The organism is Microbacterium sp. zg-Y1090 (genome assembly GCF_030246945.1).
Taxonomy (GTDB): Bacteria; Actinomycetota; Actinomycetes; order Actinomycetales; family Microbacteriaceae; genus Microbacterium; species Microbacterium wangruii.
On sequence record NZ_CP126742.1, the window covers coordinates 1419294 to 1441212 of the forward strand.

Below are 21919 nucleotides of genomic sequence, written 5' to 3' on the forward strand. Positions count from 1 at the left end.
CTCAGCCCAGCGGCGCGGCGAGCACCGCGAAGTACTCGTCGATGCCCCAGCCGATCGACAGGGGGGAGGGGTTGGCCGATGCGGCGAGCGGGGTGGAGTCCTCCAGCACCGCGATGCGGCCCTCGGCGATCGCGGGGATCTGCGACAGCAGCGGGTCTGCCTGCAGGTCCTGCACGATGGTTCCTTCCGGGTCGCCGTACGTGACGAAGACATCGACGTCGGCGAAGCGGTCGGCCTGCTCGGAGCTGACGGTCACGTAGAAGCCGTCGGTGCCTGCGGACTCCTCCGCGACGATGGCGGGGGCGGGGAGGCCGAGCTCCTCGAGGAAGCCCGGGCGCGTGTCGTGGCTGGTGTAGAAGCCGATCGAGCTGAGGTTCGACGGGTCGAGGTAGGAGAAGAGCACCGAGGCCTCGGCGAGCGCGGGGTGGTCCGCGAGGGCGGTGTCGACCTGAGCCTGCAGGTCGTCGATGAGCTGGTCGCCCTCATCGGCGAGACCGAGTGCGGCCGAGTTCAGCCGGATCATGTCCTGGTACGACGTCGCCCATTTGACGTCGGGGTAGGCCACCACCGGGGCGATCTTCGAAAGGGTCTCGTAGTCCTCTTCACTCAGTCCGGAGTAGGCGGCGAGGATCACGTCGGGCTGCGTGTCGGCGACGGCCTCGAAGTCGATGCCGTCGGTCTCGTCGAACAGCACGGGCGTCTCGGCATCCAGCTCCTCGAGGCGCTCCTCGACCCACGGGAGAACGCCGTCGCCGTCGTCGTCGCCCCACGTCGCCTTGCTCATGCCCACCGGCACGATGCCGAGCGCGAGCGGCACCTCGTGGTTGGCCCATGCCACCGTGGCCACCCGCTCGGGCTGCTCGGGGATCACCGTCTCGCCGAGTGCGTGCTGCACGGTGACGGGGAAGGCGCCGTCGGCGGTGGTCTCCGCGGGCGGCTGCGAGCCGGGGGTCGACGCGCCGGCGGCACAGCCGGAGAGCGCCACGGCGGAGACGGCGAGGGCGGCGAGGGCGAGGCGGATGCGGGGCACGGAGGACCTCCGGTGGGAAACGGGGAGCGTCCTGAAGTTAGGACAGGCTTACTTTACTCCATCGACCTCCAGAACCGCCAACGGGGTGGGACGGTGACGCCGGCGACGGGCAGCGACGCGGTCGATCACGAGACCGATCGTCAGCGCGATCGCGATGCCGATGGCGGCGCTGAGCAGCGGCTGGTCTGTCGCCCAATGACCGGCGAGCAGCCCGATCGCCGCGCTGAACAGCGTCCAGGTGACGGCGGCCACGATGCTGAGAGGAAGGAAGCGGCCCCAGGGATACCCGACGGCGCCCGCCGACATGTTCACGGCGACGCGTCCCACAGGGATGTAACGGGCGCCGATGATGAGCATCGCTCCACGACGATCCAGCGACGTCGCGGCCCGCGTGAAGGCCGCCGCGACCCGAGGGTGCCGCATCCACGCCCACCGGGAGGTGCCGACGGTGCGTCCGAGCGCGAACGCGAGGTTGTCGCCGACGACGGCGCCCGTCGCCGCGGCCGCGCACAGCAGCGCGAGGTGGGGTCCGCCTGCGGCTGCCGCGACGGCCGCCGCCGCGACCAGCACCGTCTCGCTCGGGACCGGCGGGAACACCCCGTCGAGCACGGCCGCGAGGAGCATCACGAGGTACAGCCACGGGGATGCCGCCGCCTGCAGGATGAGGTCGTTGAGAAGGTCCACACTTCGACGCTAGGAATCCCGTCGTTCCGTGGCATCCGTCGCAGGTCGCACACCGGGTCCGTCGCTGGGGGTGTCCTGGGCGGGCGGGAGCCGCAGCTGCGGCGACGTATACTGGGGGGCTGGCCCTCCGCCACCCCCACCACCCCCGAAGAACGGACGTTCGCTGTGCTCGCCGTGCACGACCTCGAGATCCGCGTAGGCGCCCGCGTGCTGATGTCCGATGTCTCCTTCCGCGTCTCCGACGGCGACAAGGTCGGCCTCGTCGGTCGCAACGGCGCGGGCAAGACGACGCTCACCAAGGTGCTCGCCGGCGACCTGCTTCCCGCCGATGGCCGCGTGGAGCGCTCCGGCGAACTCGGCTACCTGCCGCAGGACCCCCGCTCGGGCGACCCCGAGATGCTCGCCCGCACCCGCATCCTCGACGCGCGCGGACTGGGTTCCCTGGCGATCGGCATGCATGAGGCTTCGCTTGCGATGGGTTCGGATGACGCGGATGCCGCGGCCAAGGCCATGAAGCGGTACGGCAACCTCACCGAGCGGTTCGAAGCACTGGGGGGGTACACGGCCGAAGCCGAGGCCGCGACGATCGCGCACAACCTCTCACTGCCCGACCGCATCCTCGACCAGCCGCTGTCGACCCTCTCGGGAGGACAGCGCCGCCGCATCGAGCTGGCCCGCATCCTGTTCTCGGACGCCGAGACCATGATCCTCGACGAGCCCACCAACCACCTCGACGCCGACAGCGTCGTGTGGCTGCGCGAGTTCCTCAAGAACTACAAGGGCGGACTCATCGTCATCTCGCACGATGTGGAGCTCGTCGGCGAGACGGTGAACCGGGTGTTCTACCTCGACGCGAACCGTCAGGTCATCGACGTCTACAACATGAACTGGAAGAACTACCTGCGCCAGCGGGTGGCCGACGAGGAGCGCCGCAAGAAGGAACGCGCGAACGTCGAGAAGAAGGCCACCGTCCTGCAGCAGCAGGCCGCCCGGTTCGGTGCCAAGGCGTCGAAGGCCGCCGCCGCGCACCAGATGGTCGCCCGTGCCGAGAAGATGCTCGCCGGGCTGGACGACGTGCGCCAGGAGGACCGCGTGGCGAAGCTGCGCTTCCCCAAGCCCGCGCCCTGTGGCAAGACGCCGCTCATGGCATCCGGGCTTTCGAAGTCCTACGGCTCGCTGGAGATCTTCACCGACGTCGACCTCGCCATCGACCGCGGGTCGAAGGTGGTCGTGCTCGGCCTCAACGGCGCCGGGAAGACGACGCTGCTGCGCATCCTCGCCGGCGTCGACAAGCCCGACACCGGGCAGCTCGAGCCCGGCCACGGTCTGAAGATCGGCTATTACGCGCAGGAGCACGAGAACCTCGACGTCACGAGGTCGGTGCTGGAGAACATGATGTCCGCGGCCCCCGACATCACCGCGACCGAGGCGCGCAAGGTGCTGGGCTCGTTCCTGTTCACCGGCGACGACGTGCTCAAGCCCGCGGCTGTGCTGTCCGGCGGCGAGAAGACGCGACTGTCGCTCGCGACGCTGGTCGTCTCGAGCGCCAACATGCTGCTGCTGGACGAGCCGACCAACAACCTCGATCCCGCCTCGCGCCTGGAGATCCTCGACGCCCTGTCGCACTACGAGGGCGCCGTCGTGCTCGTCTCGCACGACGAGGGCGCCGTGCACGCGCTCAACCCGGAGCGGGTGCTCATCCTCCCGGACGGCGTCGAGGACATCTGGGGTCGGGACTACGCCGACCTGATCACGCTGGCCTGATCCGAGCCCATCGTGCGCGCGCCCCGCGTCGGGTCGCACGCCGTCCGCCGTGTGGCCGATCCGCGACAGGCCGTTCCGCGACCGGGCGGTCAACGGGAGGCGCGGTCCAGGAGCGCGTCCTCGTCGTCGGCATCGCGATCTCTGCGGCGACGCACCGGACGCGGCCGGCGCACGGGTCGCGCGACAGCCGCGGGCTGCCCGGCCTGCTCCGCCGCTGCGGCGGCCGCGTCGGCGCGGTCGGCCGCGTCCTCGCGTCGGTGGCGCAGCTCGATGCGGATCATGTAGCCGATGAAGACGAAGCCCATCACGGCGAAGAGGATCCACTGGATGGCATACGACAGGTGCGGTCCCGGATCTTCGGACGGAGACGGGATGGCGGCCGGTGTCGTCGCCGGAGCGGGGTCCTCGCTGACCATCAGACCATAGGCATCGAGGATGAGGGCGTCCCCGTCGTCGATGAGGTCGGCCACGAGCGGCAGGTGGATGGTCGGAACCTGCCCCTCGGGGGCGGACCGCCCGGAGGTCGGCAGCGCCTCTCCCGTCTTCAGTCGCACCACCACCGTGGCCGGTCCCTCGGGGGCCGGCGGCACGACGTCGGGCTCGGGCTGGTCGGCACCGGGCCGCACCCATCCGCGATCCACCAGCAGCACGCGGCCGTCGTCGGTGCGGAACGGCACGAGCACCTCGAAGGCCGCTGTGCCGCCGTGCGGCCGGTTGCGCACCAGAAGCGTGCTGTCATCGTCGTACTCGCCGACGAGGGTGACCGGATGCCACTGGTCGCCTGGATCGAAGTCTCCACCGACCGGGATCAGGTCAGCCAAGGGCACGGCGGGCGCGTCGTAGTTCGCCGCGACGAGGTCGAGCTGGGTCGCGCGGGCTTCGTTGCGGTCGAACTGCCACTGCGACAGCAGGGCGCAGGCGATGGCGAATACCACGGCCACGGCGACGTATCCCGACCAGCGCACCGCCGCCGGCACGGCACGCCGGCTCACGAGGCGTCCGCCGGGAGGAGAGGCTCGACCGCAACCGGGAAGTCGCGGGCTGCCAGGTAGTCGCGCAGGTACCCCGCATGCGCCTCGCACGCCGCCCACGTCTTGCGCCGGTCGGCGGGGTGGATGCGGGGGTTACGCCAGACGACGAGCCAGACGGCGCCGTCGCGACAGCCGGCGCGTGAGCAGATGGTCTCGGTCACTTCTCGGGATCTTCCGGTCGCGGGGGCTGTTCGGTCAGCCGGATGACGTCGGGGGCTGCGGCCGGGCGCGGCGGCGGGGCGGTGGGGGTGGCCGGCAGCGCACGCCCGGGCGCCACGATTCCGGTCGGCTTGGCGTCCTTGCCCACGTTCGCCAGCACCACGGCGATGTAGGGCAGCACGATAGCTCCGAGCGCCAGGATCAGCGTGTGCCAGCCGTAGGGCATGATCGCGACCATCAGCACGAAGCAGGTGGCGCGCACCCCCATCGTGATGAAGTAGGTGGTCATGCGTGACCCCGCTTCGTCGCGCGGGGCTGACGGAAGCGAGGTCGCAGACTGAGCGCTGGTCGACTTCTTCACGGTCCATCAAGCCTACGCCGCCCCGCGCAGGCCGAGCCCGTCAGGAGAACTGGAAGGACGTGGTCGAGGAAGCGTTGCCCGCCGCGATCGCGAAACCGATCAGGAGGATGAACAGGAGGATCGCGCCGACACCGATCCAGCCGATGATCGTCCCTGCCAGGGCGACGCCGCGCCCGCGCTCGCCCGTGCGGGCGATCTGGCGCAGCGAGAGGTGCCCCATGATCACGCCGGCCACCGAACCGATGACCGGGAGGATGAAGAGCAGGCCGAGACCGCTGGCCACGAGCGAGAGGATCGCCAGCACGTTCGTCTTGGGCCCGGCATAGCCGTAGACGCCGGGGTAGCCGGCGGACCCCTGGCCAGAGGGCGCCTGCGCGGCGCCGGGATAGCCGGGGGGCGCGTAGGCCGGCTGCTGGCCGTATGCGGGAGGCTGCTGGCCGTATGCGGGAGGCTGCTGGCCGGACGCGACGTGCTGCTGGCCGTACGCGGGAGGCTGCTGGCCGTACGCGCCGGGCCGCGCAGCGGGTGCGCCGTAGGTCGGCGGCTGCTGCGGCTGCTGCTGTGCGGGGCCGCCATACGCGGGCGGGGCATAGGCGGGGGGCGGGTTGTACGCCGGAGGAGGCGAATACGCCGGCGGGCTGTATCCGGGCGTGCGAGCGTCTGAGCCCGCCGCCGGGGGAGTGCCGTCGGCGGGGGGAGTGGTGTCGGCGTTGCTCACGTGTCGGGCCTCTCGTCGGGTTCGCCCCAGCGTCCCAGTGCCGCGGGCGGGTGTCAAAACGGGCGCACCGCTAGGCTAGGGCGGTTCTCACGTCCGCGTCACCCAGGGAGCATCCGCCATGACCACTGCACGCGTCGTCCTCGTCACCGGAGGCAACCGCGGGATCGGCCGCGCCATCGCCGAGCGCTTCGTCGCCGAGGGCCACCGGGTCGCCGTCACCGCACGCTCCGGCGAGGGGCCGATGGGCACGCTCACCGTGTGCGCCGACGTGACCGACGCCGTCGCCGTCGACGCGGCGTTCCGCCAGGTCGAGGAGCAGCTCGGCCCGGTCGAGGTCGTCGTCGCCAACGCCGGGATCACGAAGGACACCCTCCTCATGCGCATGAGCGAGGAGGACTTCGACTCGGTCGTGGCCACCAACCTCGGCGGCGCGTTCCGGGTCGTCAAGCGTGCCTCCAAGGGCATGCTGCGCGCGCGCTGGGGTCGCGTGATCCTCATCTCCAGCGTCGTCGGCCTGTACGGATCGGCCGGGCAGATCAACTACGCCGCGTCCAAGAGCGGCCTGGTCGGCTTCGCGCGCTCGCTCACGCGAGAGCTGGGCGCGCGCGGGATCACCGCGAACGTCGTGGCCCCGGGGTTCATCGAGACCGACATGACCGCAGCGCTGCCGGAGGACACGCAGGCCGAGTACAAGCGCAACATCCCCGCCGGCCGCTTCGCCACGCCTGACGAGGTCGCCGGCGTGGTCACCTGGCTCGCCTCCGACGACGCCGCCTACATCTCCGGCGCCGTGATCCCGGTCGACGGCGGCCTCGGCATGGGGCACTGACCCCGCACCGACGCTCAGACGGCGCGCGCGAGCGTCTCGGCGAAGGGCTGGGGCTGCGAGAACTGCGGCCAGTGACCGCTGCCGAGGTGCACCACCTGCGCGTCTTCGATCGCCCCGAACTCGTCGGCGAACGCGCCCCACTTCGAGATCGCGGCGCGGAACGCGGCGTCATCGAACGCCCCGGAGAGGATCGTCACCGGCACGGTGTGACGTCGGGGGTCCGTCAGCTGCAGCGGGTCGGTCGGAACGCGCGCCGGAACGCTCTTGGCGCGCGCCGCCACCGCCTCTCGGGTGGGCGCGTCCAGATCCGCGATGTCGTCGTCATCGAAGGAGTCCCAGCCGGGAAACGGCACCACTGCGTCGACGACGTCGAACTCGGAGATGACGGCGCCGCTGGGCGGCGGGACGCTGTCGACGAAGACGACGCGCGCCACCTTGTCGGGCCGGGCGTCGGCAGCGCCCCACGCGACGTTGCCGCCGCCGCTGTGACCCACGAGCACCACGGGGCCGGATGCCGCGTCGATCTCGGCCACGACGGCCTCGATCCAGTCGGTCATGCCGATGCCGGCGCTCTCGGCCGCGGTCGCGCCGACGCCGGGGAGTGTCAGCGGGCGGGGGGAGTGGCCCGCGGCGCGCAGCGCCGGGAGGGTGTCGTCCCACGATGACGCGTCGAGCCAGAGTCCCGGAATGAGGATGATGTCCATGCCCGGAGGCTACGCGGGTGCTCCGACATCGGGTGCCCCGGTGTCTCGGCGCTGACGTTCGGTGCGCGCCCCCGCAGGGCTCAGGGGAGGAGTGGGACGACCTCGCGCAGGTCGAGGCCGTCGATGACGAGGTCGGCCTGCGCGCGCACGGCGGGCTTGGCGTTGAAGGCGAGTCCGAGCCCGGCCGCCGCCATCATCTGCAGGTCGTTCGCCCCGTCGCCGACGGCGATGGTGCGCGACAGGGGAACGCCGTACTGCGCGGCCCAGGCGCGCAGTACGGCGGCCTTACCCGCGGCATCCACGATCTCGCCGTCGACGACGCCGGTGAGCGACCCGTCCGCGGTGACGAGGCGGTTCGCCCGCCACACGTCGACGCCGAGATCGGGCGCGACGTCGTCGAGGATCTCGTGGAAGCCGCCGGAGACCACGGCAGCGATCCCGCCGCGGGCGTGGATCTGGTCGATCAGCTCCCTCACGCCGGCAGTGGGCTCGACACGCGAGAGCACGCGGGCGAAGGATGCCACCGGCACGCCCTCCAGCTGAGCCACCCGGGACCGCAGGCTCGTGGCGAAGTCGACCTCGCCGCGCATGGCGGCTTCGGTCGCCGCCGCCACTTCTGCGCCGCGCCCCGCTTCATCGGCGATGAGTTCGATGACCTCGTTGCGGATCAGGGTGGAATCGGCGTCGAACACGACGAGGAACCGGGCAGGCAGCACACCTTTACGCTAGCGCGCGCGGCGCCATGTCCCGTGCCGGGTCAGCGCTCGACGACGACGTTCTTGCCGACGATCGTGATGCCCGAGTCGGTCACCGTGAACCCGCGGGACAGATCACGTGCGCGGTCGACGCCCACCGTCGCGCCGTCGAGCAGGCGGACGTTCTTGTCGAGGATCGCGCGGTGCACCCGGGCGCCCGCCCCGATGTCGACGTGATCGAACAGCACCGAGTCGGTGATCGTCGACCCGCCGCCGGTGAGGGCCCACGGCCCCACGACGCTGCGTTCGAGGTGCGTTCCCGAAAGCACCGAACCGAGCGACACGATCGAGTCGATCGCATTGCCCATGCGGCCCACCGAGTCGCGCACGAACTTCGCCGGCGGTGAGTTGACCGTCTGGGAATGGATCGGCCACGCGGTGTTGTACAGATTGAACACCGGGAGGGTCGAGATCAGATCCATGTGGGCGTCGAAGAACGAATCGATCGTCCCCACGTCGCGCCAGTAGTCGCGGTCGCGATCGTTGGAGCCGGGCACCTCGTTGCGCTTGAAGTCGTAGACGCCGGCTTCGCCACGGTCGACGAAGTAGGGGATGATGTCGCCCCCCATGTCATGGTTCGATGACGATGACTCACCGTCGGCCTCGACGGCGGCGATGAGTGCGTCGGCGTTGAAGATGTAGTTGCCCATCGACGCGAGCACCTCGTGCGGCGCGTCGGGGAGCCCGGTGGGGTCCTGCGGCTTCTCGAGGAACCGGTTGATCTTCGTCGGATCCTCGTCGGTCACCTCGATGACGCCGAACTGGTTGGCCATCGAGATGGGCTGGCGGATGCCGGCGACGGTCGCCGGCAGTCCCGAGGCGATGTGCGCCTCGAGCATCTGCCGGAAGTCCATGCGGTAGACGTGGTCGGCGCCGACCACCGCGACGATGTCGGGCTTCTCGTCGTTGATGAGGTTCAGGCTCTGCAGGATCGCGTCGGCGGAGCCGGAGAACCAGCGCTTGCCCAGACGCTGCTGCGCCGGCACCGAGGCGACGTAGGAGTCCAGCAGCGCCGACATGCGCCACGTCTGCGAGATGTGGCGGTCCAGGCTGTGGGACTTGTACTGCGTGAGCACCACGATCTGCCGCAACCCCGAGTTGATGAGGTTGGAGATCGCGAAGTCGATCAGGCGATACTGGCCGCCGAAGGGGACTGCCGGCTTGGCTCTGTCCGCCGTGAGCGGCATGAGTCGTTTGCCCTCGCCTCCAGCGAGGATGATTCCGAAGACCTTCGGCGTCGCAGGCATGTGACCACACTATGGCCACCGCGACCCGGCGGGCCACCACGGCGCGAGGCCTTGCGCTGTACTAGCGTTCGTGGCATGCGCGTCGACATCGTGACCAAGGAATACCCGCCCGAGATCTACGGCGGGGCGGGCGTCCACGTGACCGAGCTGGTCGCGGCGCTGCGGGCGCGGATGGAGGTGCGGGTGCGTGCCTTCGGCACGGACCGCGACGAGGAGGACACCGTGTCGTACGGGGTGCCGGCGGAGCTGGCATCCGCCAACCCCGCCGTGCAGACGCTGGGCACCGACCTTGAGATCGTCGGCGATGTCGCCGGCGCCGATGTCGTGCACAGCCACACCTGGTACGCCAACTTCGCCGGGCACCTGGCGTCGCTCCTGCACGGCATCCCGCACATCGTCACCGCGCACTCGCTCGAGCCGCTGCGACCGTGGAAGGCCGAGCAGCTGGGCGGCGGCTACGCGGTGTCGAGCTACATCGAGAAGACCGCCTACGAGGGCGCTGCGGCCATCGTCGCGGTGAGCGAGGGCATGCGGCAGGACATCCTGCGCAGCTACCCCGAGCTCGACCCCGGCAAGGTGCGCGTCATCTACAACGGCATCGACACCGAGGCGTGGCACCCGGTGAACGACCCCGATCTGCTCGCGGAGCTGGGGGTGGACGCCACTCGCCCGAGTGTCGTGTTCGTCGGACGCATCACGCGCCAGAAGGGCCTGCCGTACCTCCTGCGCGCCGCCGCACTGCTGCCGCCCGAGGTGCAGCTGGTGCTGTGCGCGGGCGCGCCGGACACCCCGCAGATCATGGCCGAGGTCGAGGAGCTCGTGCGTGGGCTGCAGCAGACCCGGTCGGGCGTGGTGTGGATCGACCGCCACCTGTCGCGCCACGAGCTGTGCACCCTGCTGACGGCGGCCACGACGTTCGTCTGCCCCTCGGTCTACGAGCCGCTGGGGATCGTGAACCTCGAGGCGATGGCGTGCGGGGCCGCCGTGGTCGGCACCGCCACCGGCGGCATCCCGGAGGTCGTCGTCGACGGCGTGACCGGTCGCCTCGTGCCCATCGAGCAGGTGCGGGACGGCACTGGCACGCCGGTCGACCCCGACCGCTACGTCGCCGACCTCGCGGCCGTGCTCACGGAGGTCGTCTCCGACCCGGAGCGCGCCGGGGAGTACGGGCGGGCGGGGCGCGAGCGCGCGACGGCCGAATTCAGCTGGCAGGCCATCGCCGACACGACGGCGGCGCTGTACGCCGAGGTCATCGCCCGTGGCCGATAGGCTGGAAGGCATGGCTGAGGTTCTCGAGTTCTCCGACGTCTCCGTCCGCCGGAACGCCCGGGACATCGTCGATCATGTCGACTGGACCGTCACCGACGATCAGCGGTGGGTGATCCTCGGACCCAACGGCGCCGGCAAGACGACGCTGCTGCAGCTCGCTGCGACGCTGCTGCACCCCAGCTCCGGCACGGTGACGATCCTGGAGGAGCGCCTCGGGCGCACCGACGTGTTCGAGCTGCGTCCGCGCATCGGATTCGCCTCTTCGGCGATGGCGCGCCGCGTGCCGCCCGAGGAGACGGTGCTCAACGTGGTGCTCACCGCCGCGTTCGCCGTCGTGGGGCGCTGGAATGAGGCGTACGAGGACATCGACGAGCGCCGCGCCCTGCGCGTGCTGGCCGAGTGGAAGCTCGATCACCTGGCCGACCGCACCTTCGGCACGCTCTCCGACGGTGAGCAGAAGCGGGTGCAGATCGCCCGTGCGGTCATGACCGACCCCGAACTGCTGCTGCTGGACGAGCCCACCGCGAGTCTCGACCTGGGTGCCCGTGAGGAGCTGCTCGGCCTGCTGAGCGGGTATGCGCAGGCCCCCACGACCCCGGCGATGGTCATGGTGACCCATCACGTCGAGGAGATCCCCGTCGGGTTCACCCACGTGCTGCTGCTGCGCGACGGAGCGATCGTCGCCGGCGGCCCGATCTCCGAGATGCTCACCGCCGAGAACCTCACCGCCACGTTCGGGTTGCCGATCGTGCTGCACGAAGAGGCCGGTCGCTACTCCGCTCGCGCCGAGTACGCCTCCGCCTGACCATCCCGCCGCCTTCGGCGCCGCGCGGTGAAGCCGGGCGTGCACAACGTCTCCGATCCGCCGCGCTGCGGGTCGCGGCCGCGCGTGCGGGGCCGAAACCGCCCGATTCTGCGACGGTGTGCACGGGCAGTCTGCCTGGGGCTGCTCGCCTGGCCGTGGCCGCGCGGTGAAGCCGGGCGTGCACAACGTCTCCGATCCGCCGCGCTGCGGGTCGCGGCCGCGCGTGCGGGGCCGAAACCGCCCGATTCTGCGACGGTGTGCACGGGCAGTCTGCCTGGGGCTGCTCGCCTGGCCGTGGCCGCGCGGTGAAGCCGGGCGTGCACAACGTCTCCGATCCGCCGCGCTGCGGGTCGCGGCCGCGCGTGCGGGGCCGAAACCGCCCGATTCTGCGACGGTGTGCACGGGGATCGGCGCCACGGGTTGCCGCGGTCACCGGCATCGGTGCAGGGCTGATAGAATCGTTCCTTGGTGCGCTCGCACCGCAGACTTTGACCGTTCTGGCAAAATCCAGAGCACCACCTCAAGGACACCTCATGAAGACTGACATCCACCCCGACTACCGGCCCGTCGTGTTCCGCGACCTGGGCTCGGGCGAACTGTTCCTCACGCGCTCGACCGTCACCAGCGACAAGACCGTCGAGTTCGAGGGCACCGAGTACCCCGTCATCGACGTCGAGATCTCTTCGTCTTCGCACCCGTTCTACACGGGCAAGCAGCGCATCATGGACTCGGCCGGCCGCGTCGAGAAGTTCAACCAGCGCTTCAAGAACTTCGGCAGCAAGTAAGCAGCCGCGAAAGAAGGCCCCGCTCCGGCGGGGCCTTCGTCGTTCTCCGGTGTCGGCCGCGTGCTCAGCGCACGGGCCAGCTGCCGTCGAGCCGGTCGTCGGGGTCGAGGCGGCCGATCTTCACGAAGTACTCCGTGAGACTCTCCGCCTGCGCCCGGGCCCACGCCACCTGCTGCGTGTGCAGCTCCTGCGCGCTGGGAGGCAGCTGCGGCCCGAAGCGCTCGGCCATGGCCTGCGCCACCCGCCCGGCGGCGACCGCGTCGGCACACGCGTCGTGGGCGCCCTCCAGGGGCACCGCGTAGTGGGCGGCGACGGCCTCGAGGGTGCGCTTTCCCCGACGGAACCGGTCGTGCGCCTTGTCGACCACGAGCGGGTCGATGATCGGGGCCGGGTTCTTCAGCGGCGCGATGCCGTGACGCACCGCCTCGTGCTTGAGCAGCGAGAAGTCGTAGCAGGCGTTGTAGGCGACGACGGGGATGCCGGAGGCGAACAGCCCGCGCAGCGCGTCGACGACGTCGGCGACGACCTCGGCCGCGGCCCTGCCCTCGCTGCGAGCGTGCGCGGTCGTGATGCCGTGGACGGCGGTCGCGCCCTCGGGGATCTCCACGCCGGGGTCCGCCAGCCAGTCACGCGCGTGCACGACGGCGCCGGAGCCGTCGATCACTCCGACGTGCGCGGTGACGATGCGATCGGTCTCGACGTCGACCCCGGTGGTCTCGAGGTCGAACACGCCCACCAGGCGCGTCCATGCGGGTACGCGCGGGGGCTCGGGAAAGCCGAGGAGCGGCTCGGGCTGCCACGTCGTCATAGCCTCAACGCTAAAGCCGGGTGGGGACATCGCCGGGCAGGCGCACCGACGCCCGGCTCGTAGACTCGAGGGATGACCGCTGTGCACCCGTACGCCCCGTCTCTCGCGCGCATCCCGGTGCGCCGTCGCGAGGTCGCGGTGCAGGGCGGCGCGACCGTCTACTGGGAGTACGGGCCCGACGACGCGAGCCAGACCGTCGTCGCCGTGCACGGCTTCCGCGGCGACCACCACGGTCTCGAGCCGGTGGTCGCGCATCTCGACGGCATCCGCGTGCTGATGCCCGATCTTCCGGGGTTCGGAGAGACCGCGCCGCTGCCGGGACGCCGTCACGACCTCGCGGCCTACGCGCAGTGGCTCACCGACTTCGTCGCCGCCACGGCGCCCGGCGCGGCGATCCTCGGCCACTCGTTCGGCTCGATCGTCGTCGCCGCAGCGGTCGCCGGCGGATTGCCGACCCCGCGCGTGATCCTCGTGAATCCCATCGGCGCGCCCGCGCTGGAAGGCCCACGCGGCATCCTCACCCGGCTGGCCGTCTTCTACTACTGGGCCGGCGCCCGCCTGCCGCGCCCCATCGGCGAAGCGCTGTTGCGCAGCCGCCTCATCGTGCGGGTCATGAGTGTGTCGATGACGAAGACGCACGACCCGCAGCTGCGCCGCTTCGTGCACGCCCAGCATGACGCGTACTTCTCCCGGTTCGCCGATCGCGACGTGCTGCACGACGCGTTCCTGGCGTCGGTGTCCAACGACATCCGCGCGCATGCGCCCGCGATCGCACAGCAGACCCTGCTGGTGGCCGCCGTGCAGGACGACATCACCCCGATCGAGGCGGAGCGGCACCTGGCGACGCTCTTCCCGGACGCCCGCCTGGTGGAGATCGACGGGGTCGGGCATCTCATCCACTACGAGACGCCGCAGCCGGCGGCCGAGGCGATCAGGGCGTTTCTGCCGCCTTCCGCCGACGGTACGCGATGACGTTCATGCGGTTGCCGCAGTTGCCCGTGTCGCAGTAGCGCTTCGAGCCGTTCTTGGAATAGTCCACATAGACGGACAGGCAGTCGTCCGCCGCGCACACCCGGATGCGCTCGTACGCGTCGGCGCGGATGACGTCGACGAAGGCCATGGCCGTCTCCACGAGGATGCGTGTCGCCAGCGGCGCGTCGTCGCCGGTGGCGTGGATGTGCCAGTCGAGTCCTTCGTGGATGACGAGCTGCGGGAGGGCGGCGCCATCGCGCAGCATCGCGTTGACCAGGGGCACCGCCGTCTCGCGGTCGGCGAGCCAGAGCTCCCGCAGCCGGGGGCGCAGCGCACGCACCGCCTCCAGTTCCGCATCGTCGCGCGCGAACGAGCCGGTGTAGGGGCGTTCGGCGATGAAGGCCTCCAGATCGGCGGGTGTGCGCAATCCATCGAGGCCGTCCACGTCGGTCGCGGGCAGGGTGTTCACGAGGTCGACGGCCGCGGCGAGGGACTGGCGTGTGTCACGGGCGAACACCACATTGACTCCTGACATTGATGACCAGTACTGTCACCAGTGAATCACACGACACTCCTGACAGGCCAGGCGCACATGAGCACGCACACCGCCCCGATGCCGCTTCCGATCGTCGCGGCATCCCGCGCCACCTCGGGGCTGGTGATGGCGGTCGCCTCGGCGCTCGCCTTCTCCGCGAGCGGCCCCTTCCTCAAGCCCCTGCTCGAGGCCGGCTGGTCGCTCGGCGCCGTGCTGCTCGTGCGCATGGGTGTCGCAGGCCTCGTGCTGTCGCCCGCGCTGGTGCGGGCGCTGCGCCGCGACCGCTCCTTCGTGCGCCGCCACGGCGGGGTGGTGATCGCGTTCGGGCTGACCGCGGTCGCAGGGTGCCAGCTGTTCTACTTCGCGGCCATGCAGCGGATGCCGGTGGCGGTCGCCCTGCTCATCCAGTACATCGCGCCGGTGCTGATCGTGCTGTGGGTGTGGGCGCGCACGCGTCGCGCGCCGTCGCGCGCCGTCGTCACCGGGTCGGTCGTGGCGATGACCGGCCTCGTCCTCGTGGTCGACATCGCCGGCGCACGCTTCGAGCCGCTGGGCACTCTGCTCGCCCTGGGGGCCGCGATCTGCGCGGCGGCCTACTTCGTGATCTCCGAGCGCAGCGGGGGCCGCATCGCGCCGCTGGCGCTCGCGTCGGGTGGTCTGCTCGTCGGCACCGCCCTCATCGGCGTGCTGCTGCTGACCGGTGTGCTGCCTTTCGCGGCCCCGCCGGTGACGGTGGTGCTGGCCGGTATGGAACTGCCCTGGTGGGTGCCCCTGGGCTGGGTCGCCGCTGTCGGCACGACCCTGGGCTACGCGCTCGGCGTGATGGCGGTGCCCCGCACCGGGGCGCGACTGGCATCGTTCGTCGGGCTGTCGGAGGTGCTCTTCACGCTGCTGGTGGCCTGGATCGTGCTCGCCGAGGCTCCTGGCGCCGTGCAGGTGCTCGGTGGGGCACTGGTGCTCGCCGGCGTCGTGCTGGTCCGCCTGGACGGCGCATCGCCGGCGCTGCGTCGCCGGCCGGCCGTCACCGCTCCCGGCGCGCCGATGCCATGAGAGGGCGCACCCGGTAGCCGATGACCTCCTCCATGACGAGGGCCGTCTCGGTGCGTTCCACGCCGCCGATGCCGAGGATGCGCGCGTCGATGTCGAACAGATGCTGGGTGTCGCGGGCGGCCACCCGCACGACCAGGTCCACCGGCCCGCTCACGCCGTGCGCCTGGATGACCTCAGGGATCTCGGCGATCTCGCGGGTGATGCGCGGCAGGTCGGCCTGGCGCACGACGACATCGAGCATCGCCTCGAGCGGGAAGCCCAGTGCGGCGGGCGCGATCGCCCGTTCGTAGGACAGGAAAACCCCGGCCCGGTCGAGTCGCGCCATGCGCGCCTGCACCGTGTTGCGCGCGAGCCCGAGACGCTCGGACAGGGCGACGACGGTCGCACGCGGATCGTCGGCGAGGGCGTCGAGAAGGGCGATGTCGACCTGGTCGAGAGGGCTCATAGTGCGCAACCGTAACACGCGTCTCCGGCGCCGATATGCGCAACCTGCTCAACGTCGAGGAGGATGCTTGAGCTAGGTGCATCGCCGACATACGCTCGCGGGAGTCGGCGACGAGGCCGGCGCGAACCGACGGCGTCCCCACGAAGGACACCGGGACGGAGGCGACGATGACGTACCCACCGAGCACGGCGATGGGCCCCACGACCGACATGGGACAGGTGTCGCGGCTGATCACCGCCGAGGGCGAGCGGGTCTCCGACCCCGCCCTGGAGGGGTGGGTCGCCGATGTCGACAACGCGCTCCTGGCGGATCTGTATCGCGACATGGTGCGCACCCGGCGGCTGGATGCCGAGGGCGTCGCGCTGCAGCGTCAGGGACAGCTGGGCCTGTGGGCGCCGTGTCAGGGCCAGGAGGCGGTGCAGGTCGGCACGGCTCGGGCGCTGCGCGAGAGCGACTTCGTCTTCCCCAGCTATCGGGAGTCGGGTGTGCAGCTCGTCCGCGGGGCGACGCCGACCCAGCTGATCCAGGTCTGGCGCGGCGAGGAGCAGTCGATGGGCGACCCCTTCGCGCGCGGCACGGCCGGTCCGCAGATCATCATCGGGGCGCAGACGCTCCACGCCGTCGGGTACGCGATGGGGATTCAGCGCACCCCCGCGGCAGAGGGCGCACGCTGCGACGAGGTGGCCGTGACCTATTTCGGCGACGGCGCCTCCAGCCAGGGCGATGTGAGTGAGGCGATGGTGTTCGCCGCGTCCTACGGCGCCCCGGTCGTCTTCGTCTGCTCGAACAACCAGTGGGCGATCTCCGAGCCGGTGACGGTGCAGTCGCGCACCCCCCTGGCCGACCGGGCACCCGCCTTCGGCATCCCGAGCATGCGGGTCGACGGCAACGACGTGCTGGCGTGCTACGGCGCGATGCGGTGGGCGCTGGAGCGTGCCCGCAGCGGCGCGGGCCCCGCCTATATCGAGGCGGTCACCTACCGCATGGGCCCGCACACCACCGCCGACGACCCCACGCGGTACCGCGACGCCGCCGAGGTGGAGGTGTGGCGCGCGCGCGACCCGCTGGCGCGGGTGCAGACGCTGCTGCAGGCGCGGGGTGCGCTGGGGGACGCCCTTGCCGCCGACATCGCCGCCGACGCCGACCGGCTGGCCGCCGAGGTGCGCGCGGTGTGCCTCGGCTACCGCACCCGCGACCCGCTCTCGGTTTTCGACGAGGTCTACGCCGAGCCGCATTCCGGGCTGGAACGGCAGCGCCGCGCGTACGCGGCCTATCTCGACGGCTTCGAGGAGGAGGCGCGATGACCGAGCTGACCATGGGCAAGGCCCTCAACGCCGGACTGCACCGCGCCCTCGCCGACGACCCGTCGGTGCTCGTGATGGGGGAGGATGTCGGCACGCTCGGGGGAGTGTTCCGCATCACCGACGGACTGCTCTCGGCCTACGGGCCCTCGCGGGTGATCGACACCCCGCTGGCGGAGTCCGGCATCGTCGGCACCGCCGTAGGGCTGGCGTTCCGCGGATTCCGCCCCGTCGTCGAGATGCAGTTCGACGGCTTCGTCTATCCCGCGTTCGACCAGATCGTGTGCCAGGTCGCCAAGTTCCACTACCGCACACGTGGGGCAGTGCGCATGCCGCTGACGGTGCGCGTGCCGTGGGCAGGCGGAGTCGGGGCGGCGGAGCACCACTCCGAGTCGCCCGAAGCCTACTTCGTGCACACGTCGGGACTGCGCGTCGTGGCCGTGTCGAACCCCGCCGACGCCTACGTGATGCTGCGTCAGGCGATCGCGTGCGACGACCCCGTGATCTTCTTCGAGCCCAAGCGGCTCTACCACGCCAAGGGTGAGGTGGACCTCGACGTCGACCTCGCCGACGCCGCACCGATGGGGCTGGCACGCGTGGTGCGCACGGGGCGGGATGCCACGATCGTCACGTACGGCGCCCAGGTCGCCACCGCGCTGGAGGCGGCGACGGCGGCCGAGGATGACGGGCTTTCCCTGGAGGTGATCGATCTGCGGTCGCTGTCGCCGATCGACCTCGACACGGTCGCCGCGTCGGTGCGGCGGACGGGCCGCATGGTCGTCACCCACGAGGCGGCCGCGGAGGCGGGAGTCGGGGCCGAGGTCATCGCGGCCATCACGGAACGCTGCTTCCACCATCTCGAGGCGGCGCCGGTGCGCGTCACCGGGCACGACATCCCGTACCCGCCGGCCAAGCTGGAACGCCACCACCTGCCGGATCTCGACCGCATCCTCGACGCCGTCGATCGTGTCCTCGACCGACCGCACAGCCTGTCGGAGGTGACGCCGTGATCGCCGAGTTCCGCCTCCCCGACCTCGGCGAGGGCCTTCCCGAGGCCGAGCTCGTGCAGTGGCTCGTCGCGGAGGGCGACGAGATCGCATTGAACCAGACGCTCGCGGAGGTCGAGACGGCCAAGGCGATCGTCGAGCTGCCGTCGCCGCATGCCGGCCGCGTGCACACCCTGCACGCGGCCGCAGGCGAGGTCGTGGCGGTGGGGAGCCTCATCATCTCGTTCGTCGTCGGCTCAGACGACGACGCCCGCGACGATGACGGCGATGATGCGGGCCCCGCCCCCGCCGAACCGGCGCGGGAGCCGCACCTCGTCGGCTACGGCGCGGCCCCGGCCTCCACCGCGCGCCCGGCGCGTCGACGTCGCGGTCGCGGTGGGCTCGCCACGGGTGACAGCGAGGTGCGCGCGGCCGCGCCCCACGACGCGGTCCATGCGCTGGAGCCGGAGCCCGACCTGGTCGAGCGCCCCCGCTCGACGCCGCCGGTGCGGCGGCTGGCGAAGGACCTCGGCGTCGAGCTGCGCACGGTCGTGCCGACCGGACCGGGCGGGCTCATCACCCGGGCGGACGTCGAAGCCCATGCGCGGACGGCACCCCCTTCGCCGCGCGCCCCCGCACCCGCCGCAGAGCGCCCGACCCCCGGCGCCGCGACTCCCGCCGCGGCATCCGACGATCTGCGCATCCCCGTGCGGGGCGTGCGAAAGCACACCGCCGCGGCGATGGTGCAGAGCGCCTTCACCGCCCCGCACGCCACCGTCTTCCTCACCGTCGACGTGACCGCATCGATGACGCTGCTGGCGTCCTTGCGCGACGACCGCCGGCTCGCGGGCACCCGCATCGGCATCCTCGCCCTCGCCGCGAAGGCCACCTGCCTCGCACTCGCGCGGCATCCGATGCTCAATGCGCGGTGGGGCGACGAGGAGATCGTGCAGTGGGGGCGGGTGAACCTCGGCATCGCGGCGGCGACCGAGCGTGGCCTCATCGTGCCCAACGTCAAGGATGCCGGCCGCCTGGGCCTGGCCGAGCTCGCCGACGCGATCGGACACCTGGCCGAGACGGCGCGCGCCGGGCGGACCAACCCCGCAGCGCTGTCGGGCGGGACGTTCTCGATCACCAACGTGGGCGTCTTCGGAGTGGATGCCGGCACGCCGATCCTCAACCCGGGCGAGGCGGGCATCCTCGCCCTCGGCACGGTGCGCCGGACGCCCTGGGAGCACGAGGGTCAGGTGGCGCTGCGCGATGTGCTGACCCTCAGCCTGTCGTTCGATCACCGGGTCGTCGACGGCGAGCAGGGCGCGCGGTTCCTCGCGGACGTCGGGGCGGTGCTGCGCGAGCCCGGCCGGGCGATGCTGCTGGCCTGACCGGCGCGGACGTCACGCGGCGAGGCTGGCGCGCGCCATTGCGCGCAGGATGCCGCGGACGTCCGCGTCGGCGACCGTGTCGCGGGCCGCGCGCAGGCTGTGCGGGGTGGAGTTGATGAGTCCGAAGCAGGCGTGCGCGCGCACCCGCGCCTCGGGCGCGGACAGGGCGGGGTAGCGGCGGGACAGTACCGCGACCCAGAGTTCGACGTACTCCCGCTGCAGACGTCGCACGGCACGGCGCTCGGCATCGACGAGACTCGTCAGCTCGCGGTCCTGCACGCGGATCACGTCCGCCGACGCGAGGGCGAAGTCGACATGGAAACGGATGAGGCCGTCGAGCACGTCGACAGGCTCGCCGCCGGCATCGACGACGTCGCGGCCGCCGTCGCGCAGGCCCTGGCTCACCCCGACCAGGATCGCCCCGAGCAGGGCCTGCTTGTTGGGGAAGTGTCGGTACACCGCGGGACCGGTGACGCCGACGGCAGCCCCGAGATCCTCGAGGCTGACCCCGGCGAACCCGCGATCCGCGAACAGGCGCGCAGCCTCGCGCAGCAGCGCGGCGTGGCGGTCGGCCTTGGCACGCCCGCGGTCGGTCAGACCCGTTGTCATCTCAGTTAATCCTCGCTAACATCAGAGCCTCGGTTAGTGAAAACTAACCCGGCGCGTCCCCTGCCGACAACCGGTGTGACGCGATCGTGACGTCGATGGAGACAGCATGAGCGCCGCGGCCCTGACTTCGCCCGCCGAACCCGGCCAGCGCGACCTCGCTGCGGGGCTGCGCGAACGGCTCGATCGGGTCGCCGACGGCGGGGGAGCCGCCTCCCGCGAGCGTCACCGCGCCCGCGGAAAGCTGCTGCCGCGTGAGCGCATCGCACGTCTGCTCGACGAGGGCAGCCCGTTCCTGGAGCTCGCCCCCCTCGCCGCCGAGGGAATGTACGACGGTCAGGCGCCCGCTGCGGGGGTCGTGGCGGGCATCGGACTCGTCCACGGCAGGCACGTGATGGTCGTCTGCAACGACGCCACCGTCAAGGGCGGCGCGTACTTCCCGATGACGGTGAAGAAGCACCTGCGCGCGCAGGAAGTGGCCCTCGAGAACCGGCTGCCCTGCCTGTACCTCGTCGATTCCGGCGGCGCCTACCTGCCGATGCAGGACGAGGTCTTCCCCGATCGCGACCACTTCGGCCGCATCTTCTTCAACCAGGCGAGGCTCTCCGCCGCCGGCATCCCGCAGCTGTCGGCCGTGCTGGGCTCCTGCACCGCCGGCGGGGCCTACGTGCCCGCGATGAGCGACGAGACGGTGATCGTGCGCGGCCAGGGGACGATCTTCCTCGGGGGGCCGCCGCTGGTGAAAGCCGCCATCGGCGAGGTGATCACCGCCGAGGAGCTGGGCGGGGGAGAGCTGCACGCGCGGCGCTCCGGCGTCGCGGACCATCTCGCCGAGGACGATGAGCATGCCCTCGAGATCCTGCGGGACATCGTGCTCACCCTTCCCGCCGCCGCGCCGCCCGTCGGGCCGGTGCACCCGTCGGCCGAGCCGGCGCGCGACCCCGACGGCCTGTACGACGTCGTCCCGGTCGATGTGAACCGGCCCTACGACCCGCACGAGGTGATCGACCGCCTGGTCGACGCCGGCAGCGTGCACGAGTTCAAGCGCGAGTACGCCACGACACTGGTCACCGCCTTCGCGCGCGTGGAGGGTCACCCGGTCGGCGTTCTCGCCAACAACGGCGTGCTGTTCGGCGAGTCCGCGCTCAAGGGGGCGCACTTCATCGAGCTGTGCGATCAGCGGGGCATCCCCCTGCTGTTCCTGCAGAACATCTCCGGCTTCATGGTCGGCCGCGACGCCGAGGCGGCGGGCATCGCGAAGGACGGCGCGAAGATGGTCACGGCCGTCGCCACCACGCGCGTGCCGAAGTTCACCGTCGTGGTGGGAGGCTCCTTCGGCGCGGGCAACTACTCCATGTGCGGACGGGCGTATTCGCCGCGGTTCCTCTGGAGCTGGCCGGGCAGCCGCATCGGGGTGATGGGCGGGGCGCAGGCGGCATCCGTGCTCTCCACCGTGAAAGCCGACCAGCTGGCGGCGCGCGGCGAGGAATGGGACGACGCGGCGCGGGCGGCGTTCGAGGCTCCCGTGCGCGAGCAGTTCGAGCGTCAGGGCGACCCCTACTACGCCACCGCGCGGCTCTGGGACGACGGCGTGATCGACCCGGTCGACACGCGCCGGATGCTGGCGCTCGCGCTCGACGTCGCCTCACGGGTGCCGCTCGCCGACCCGGCCTTCGGCCTGTTCCGGATGTGA

24 protein-coding genes are annotated in these 21919 nt (G+C 71.4%); 11 read left to right on the forward strand and 13 right to left on the reverse strand.

Annotation, left to right across the window (positions count from 1 at the left end; all coding sequences use genetic code 11):
* Position 1 precedes the first annotated feature (1 nt).
* Positions 2–1030, reverse strand: coding sequence for an iron-siderophore ABC transporter substrate-binding protein (locus tag QNO26_RS06670; protein ID WP_257638336.1), 1029 nt, complete (start codon positions 1028–1030; stop codon positions 2–4).
* A 48-nt stretch (positions 1031–1078) separates the two neighbouring features.
* The gene (locus QNO26_RS06675) at positions 1079–1714 is read right to left on the reverse strand and encodes a DedA family protein (protein WP_257638337.1); all 636 of its coding nucleotides are present in this window, start codon (positions 1712–1714) and stop codon (positions 1079–1081) included.
* Between the two features lie 165 nt (positions 1715–1879).
* On the opposite strand from QNO26_RS06675, the gene QNO26_RS06680 reads away from it, so the two are divergent.
* Positions 1880–3478 (forward strand): ABC-F family ATP-binding cassette domain-containing protein, encoded by a 1599-nt coding sequence (locus QNO26_RS06680; RefSeq protein ID WP_257531177.1) that lies wholly within the window; start codon positions 1880–1882, stop codon positions 3476–3478.
* 89 nt (positions 3479–3567) lie between these two features.
* On the opposite strand, the gene QNO26_RS06685 is transcribed toward QNO26_RS06680, so the two are convergent.
* From QNO26_RS06685 to QNO26_RS06700, 4 genes are read right to left on the reverse strand one after another with little or no spacing between them, the layout of a single operon-like run.
* Entirely contained in the window at positions 3568–4470 is a 903-nt protein-coding gene (locus QNO26_RS06685; RefSeq protein WP_257531176.1) for an SURF1 family cytochrome oxidase biogenesis protein, read from the reverse strand.
* Positions 4467–4670: a hypothetical protein gene (locus QNO26_RS06690; RefSeq protein ID WP_257531174.1), complete on the reverse strand. Its 204-nt coding sequence runs from the start codon at positions 4668–4670 to the stop codon at positions 4467–4469. Before QNO26_RS06690 ends, QNO26_RS06685 begins: the two co-directional genes overlap by 4 nt.
* Positions 4667–5029 carry a DUF3099 domain-containing protein gene (locus QNO26_RS06695; protein ID WP_257531172.1) on the reverse strand — a complete coding sequence of 121 codons (363 nt, stop codon included), beginning with the start codon at positions 5027–5029 and terminating at the stop codon, positions 4667–4669. The genes QNO26_RS06690 and QNO26_RS06695 overlap by 4 nt, the downstream gene beginning before the upstream one ends.
* Positions 5030–5069: 40 nt before the next feature.
* A complete protein-coding gene (locus QNO26_RS06700) occupies positions 5070–5747 on the reverse strand; it encodes a DUF4190 domain-containing protein (protein WP_257531170.1) in 678 nt (225 codons plus the stop codon).
* 118 nt (positions 5748–5865) lie between these two features.
* On the opposite strand from QNO26_RS06700, the gene fabG reads away from it, so the two are divergent.
* A complete protein-coding gene (fabG, locus tag QNO26_RS06705) occupies positions 5866–6576 on the forward strand; it encodes a beta-ketoacyl-ACP reductase (protein ID WP_257531168.1) in 711 nt (236 codons plus the stop codon).
* Positions 6577–6590: 14 nt separating this feature from the next.
* Here fabG and QNO26_RS06710 read toward each other — a convergent pair whose 3' ends face one another.
* From QNO26_RS06710 to glgC, 3 genes are all read right to left on the reverse strand, one after another.
* Entirely contained in the window at positions 6591–7280 is a 690-nt protein-coding gene (locus tag QNO26_RS06710) for an alpha/beta fold hydrolase (RefSeq protein WP_257638338.1), read from the reverse strand.
* Between the two features lie 80 nt (positions 7281–7360).
* On the reverse strand, positions 7361–7996 hold the full coding sequence (gene serB / locus QNO26_RS06715; protein WP_374679365.1) for a phosphoserine phosphatase SerB: 636 nt from the start codon (positions 7994–7996) through the stop codon (positions 7361–7363).
* A gap of 41 nt (positions 7997–8037) precedes the next feature.
* Positions 8038–9282, reverse strand: coding sequence for a glucose-1-phosphate adenylyltransferase (gene glgC, locus QNO26_RS06720; protein WP_257531164.1), 1245 nt, complete (start codon positions 9280–9282; stop codon positions 8038–8040).
* Between the two features lie 75 nt (positions 9283–9357).
* On the opposite strand from glgC, the gene glgA reads away from it, so the two are divergent.
* The 3 genes from glgA (at position 9358) to QNO26_RS06735 (ending at position 12141) form a co-directional block, all read left to right on the forward strand.
* Positions 9358–10551, forward strand: a complete 1194-nt coding sequence (gene glgA, locus QNO26_RS06725) for a glycogen synthase (RefSeq protein ID WP_257638339.1) — start codon at positions 9358–9360, stop codon at positions 10549–10551.
* 10 nt (positions 10552–10561) lie between these two features.
* Positions 10562–11356, forward strand: coding sequence for an ABC transporter ATP-binding protein (locus QNO26_RS06730; RefSeq protein WP_257638340.1), 795 nt, complete (start codon positions 10562–10564; stop codon positions 11354–11356).
* A gap of 533 nt (positions 11357–11889) precedes the next feature.
* On the forward strand, positions 11890–12141 hold the full coding sequence (locus tag QNO26_RS06735; RefSeq protein ID WP_257531158.1) for a type B 50S ribosomal protein L31: 252 nt from the start codon (positions 11890–11892) through the stop codon (positions 12139–12141).
* Between the two features lie 64 nt (positions 12142–12205).
* Here QNO26_RS06735 and QNO26_RS06740 read toward each other — a convergent pair whose 3' ends face one another.
* A complete protein-coding gene (locus tag QNO26_RS06740) occupies positions 12206–12949 on the reverse strand; it encodes an exonuclease domain-containing protein (RefSeq protein WP_257531156.1) in 744 nt (247 codons plus the stop codon).
* Positions 12950–13021: 72 nt separating this feature from the next.
* On the opposite strand from QNO26_RS06740, the gene QNO26_RS06745 reads away from it, so the two are divergent.
* Entirely contained in the window at positions 13022–13921 is a 900-nt protein-coding gene (locus QNO26_RS06745; RefSeq protein ID WP_257531154.1) for an alpha/beta fold hydrolase, read from the forward strand.
* On the opposite strand, the gene QNO26_RS06750 is transcribed toward QNO26_RS06745, so the two are convergent.
* Positions 13881–14441, reverse strand: a complete 561-nt coding sequence (locus QNO26_RS06750; protein ID WP_257531742.1) for a CGNR zinc finger domain-containing protein — start codon at positions 14439–14441, stop codon at positions 13881–13883. The two genes, QNO26_RS06745 and QNO26_RS06750, sit on opposite strands and share 41 nt — an antisense overlap.
* Before the next feature lie 72 nt (positions 14442–14513).
* Between QNO26_RS06750 and QNO26_RS06755 the strand changes: the two genes are divergently transcribed.
* Positions 14514–15506 (forward strand): EamA family transporter, encoded by a 993-nt coding sequence (locus tag QNO26_RS06755; protein ID WP_257531152.1) that lies wholly within the window; start codon positions 14514–14516, stop codon positions 15504–15506.
* Here QNO26_RS06755 and QNO26_RS06760 read toward each other — a convergent pair.
* Positions 15478–15951, reverse strand: coding sequence for an Lrp/AsnC family transcriptional regulator (locus QNO26_RS06760; protein WP_257531150.1), 474 nt, complete (start codon positions 15949–15951; stop codon positions 15478–15480). The genes QNO26_RS06755 and QNO26_RS06760 overlap by 29 nt on opposite strands.
* 167 nt (positions 15952–16118) lie before the next feature.
* Here QNO26_RS06760 and pdhA point away from each other — a divergent pair, with 167 nt between their 5' ends.
* Genes pdhA through QNO26_RS06775 form a run of 3 tightly spaced genes read left to right on the forward strand, consistent with a single transcriptional unit; the run spans position 16119 to position 19620 of the window.
* Complete coding sequence (pdhA, locus tag QNO26_RS06765; RefSeq protein ID WP_257531148.1) at positions 16119–17255, forward strand: pyruvate dehydrogenase (acetyl-transferring) E1 component subunit alpha; 1137 nt, start codon at positions 16119–16121, stop codon at positions 17253–17255.
* On the forward strand, positions 17252–18262 hold the full coding sequence (locus QNO26_RS06770; RefSeq protein WP_257531147.1) for an alpha-ketoacid dehydrogenase subunit beta: 1011 nt from the start codon (positions 17252–17254) through the stop codon (positions 18260–18262). Before pdhA ends, QNO26_RS06770 begins: the two co-directional genes overlap by 4 nt.
* The gene (locus tag QNO26_RS06775) at positions 18259–19620 is read left to right on the forward strand and encodes a dihydrolipoamide acetyltransferase family protein (protein ID WP_257531145.1); all 1362 of its coding nucleotides are present in this window, start codon (positions 18259–18261) and stop codon (positions 19618–19620) included. The genes QNO26_RS06770 and QNO26_RS06775 overlap by 4 nt, the downstream gene beginning before the upstream one ends.
* 12 nt (positions 19621–19632) lie before the next feature.
* Here the strand turns inward: QNO26_RS06775 and QNO26_RS06780 are convergent, their stop codons facing one another.
* The gene (locus QNO26_RS06780) at positions 19633–20229 is read right to left on the reverse strand and encodes an SACE_7040 family transcriptional regulator (protein WP_257638341.1); all 597 of its coding nucleotides are present in this window, start codon (positions 20227–20229) and stop codon (positions 19633–19635) included.
* Between the two features lie 106 nt (positions 20230–20335).
* Here QNO26_RS06780 and QNO26_RS06785 point away from each other — a divergent pair, with 106 nt between their 5' ends.
* Positions 20336–21919: a carboxyl transferase domain-containing protein gene (locus QNO26_RS06785; protein WP_285181775.1), complete on the forward strand. Its 1584-nt coding sequence runs from the start codon at positions 20336–20338 to the stop codon at positions 21917–21919.

Excerpts from the sequence above, each read along its gene's own strand:
- fabG (WP_257531168.1), top strand. The coding sequence starts at position 5,866 with ATGACCACTGCACGCGTCGTCCTCGTCACCGGAGGCAACCGCGGGATC.
- QNO26_RS06710 (WP_257638338.1), bottom strand. The coding sequence starts at position 7,280 with ATGGACATCATCCTCATTCCGGGACTCTGGCTCGACGCGTCATCGTGG.
- glgC (WP_257531164.1), bottom strand. The coding sequence starts at position 9,282 with ATGCCTGCGACGCCGAAGGTCTTCGGAATCATCCTCGCTGGAGGCGAG.
- glgA (WP_257638339.1), top strand. The coding sequence starts at position 9,358 with ATGCGCGTCGACATCGTGACCAAGGAATACCCGCCCGAGATCTACGGC.
- QNO26_RS06730 (WP_257638340.1), top strand. The coding sequence starts at position 10,562 with ATGGCTGAGGTTCTCGAGTTCTCCGACGTCTCCGTCCGCCGGAACGCC.
- QNO26_RS06735 (WP_257531158.1), top strand. The coding sequence starts at position 11,890 with ATGAAGACTGACATCCACCCCGACTACCGGCCCGTCGTGTTCCGCGAC.
- QNO26_RS06740 (WP_257531156.1), bottom strand. The coding sequence starts at position 12,949 with ATGACGACGTGGCAGCCCGAGCCGCTCCTCGGCTTTCCCGAGCCCCCG.
- QNO26_RS06745 (WP_257531154.1), top strand. The coding sequence starts at position 13,022 with ATGACCGCTGTGCACCCGTACGCCCCGTCTCTCGCGCGCATCCCGGTG.
- QNO26_RS06755 (WP_257531152.1), top strand. The coding sequence starts at position 14,514 with ATGAGCACGCACACCGCCCCGATGCCGCTTCCGATCGTCGCGGCATCC.
- QNO26_RS06760 (WP_257531150.1), bottom strand. The coding sequence starts at position 15,951 with ATGAGCCCTCTCGACCAGGTCGACATCGCCCTTCTCGACGCCCTCGCC.
- pdhA (WP_257531148.1), top strand. The coding sequence starts at position 16,119 with ATGACGTACCCACCGAGCACGGCGATGGGCCCCACGACCGACATGGGA.
- QNO26_RS06770 (WP_257531147.1), top strand. The coding sequence starts at position 17,252 with ATGACCGAGCTGACCATGGGCAAGGCCCTCAACGCCGGACTGCACCGC.
- QNO26_RS06780 (WP_257638341.1), bottom strand. The coding sequence starts at position 20,229 with ATGACAACGGGTCTGACCGACCGCGGGCGTGCCAAGGCCGACCGCCAC.
- QNO26_RS06785 (WP_285181775.1), top strand. The coding sequence starts at position 20,336 with ATGAGCGCCGCGGCCCTGACTTCGCCCGCCGAACCCGGCCAGCGCGAC.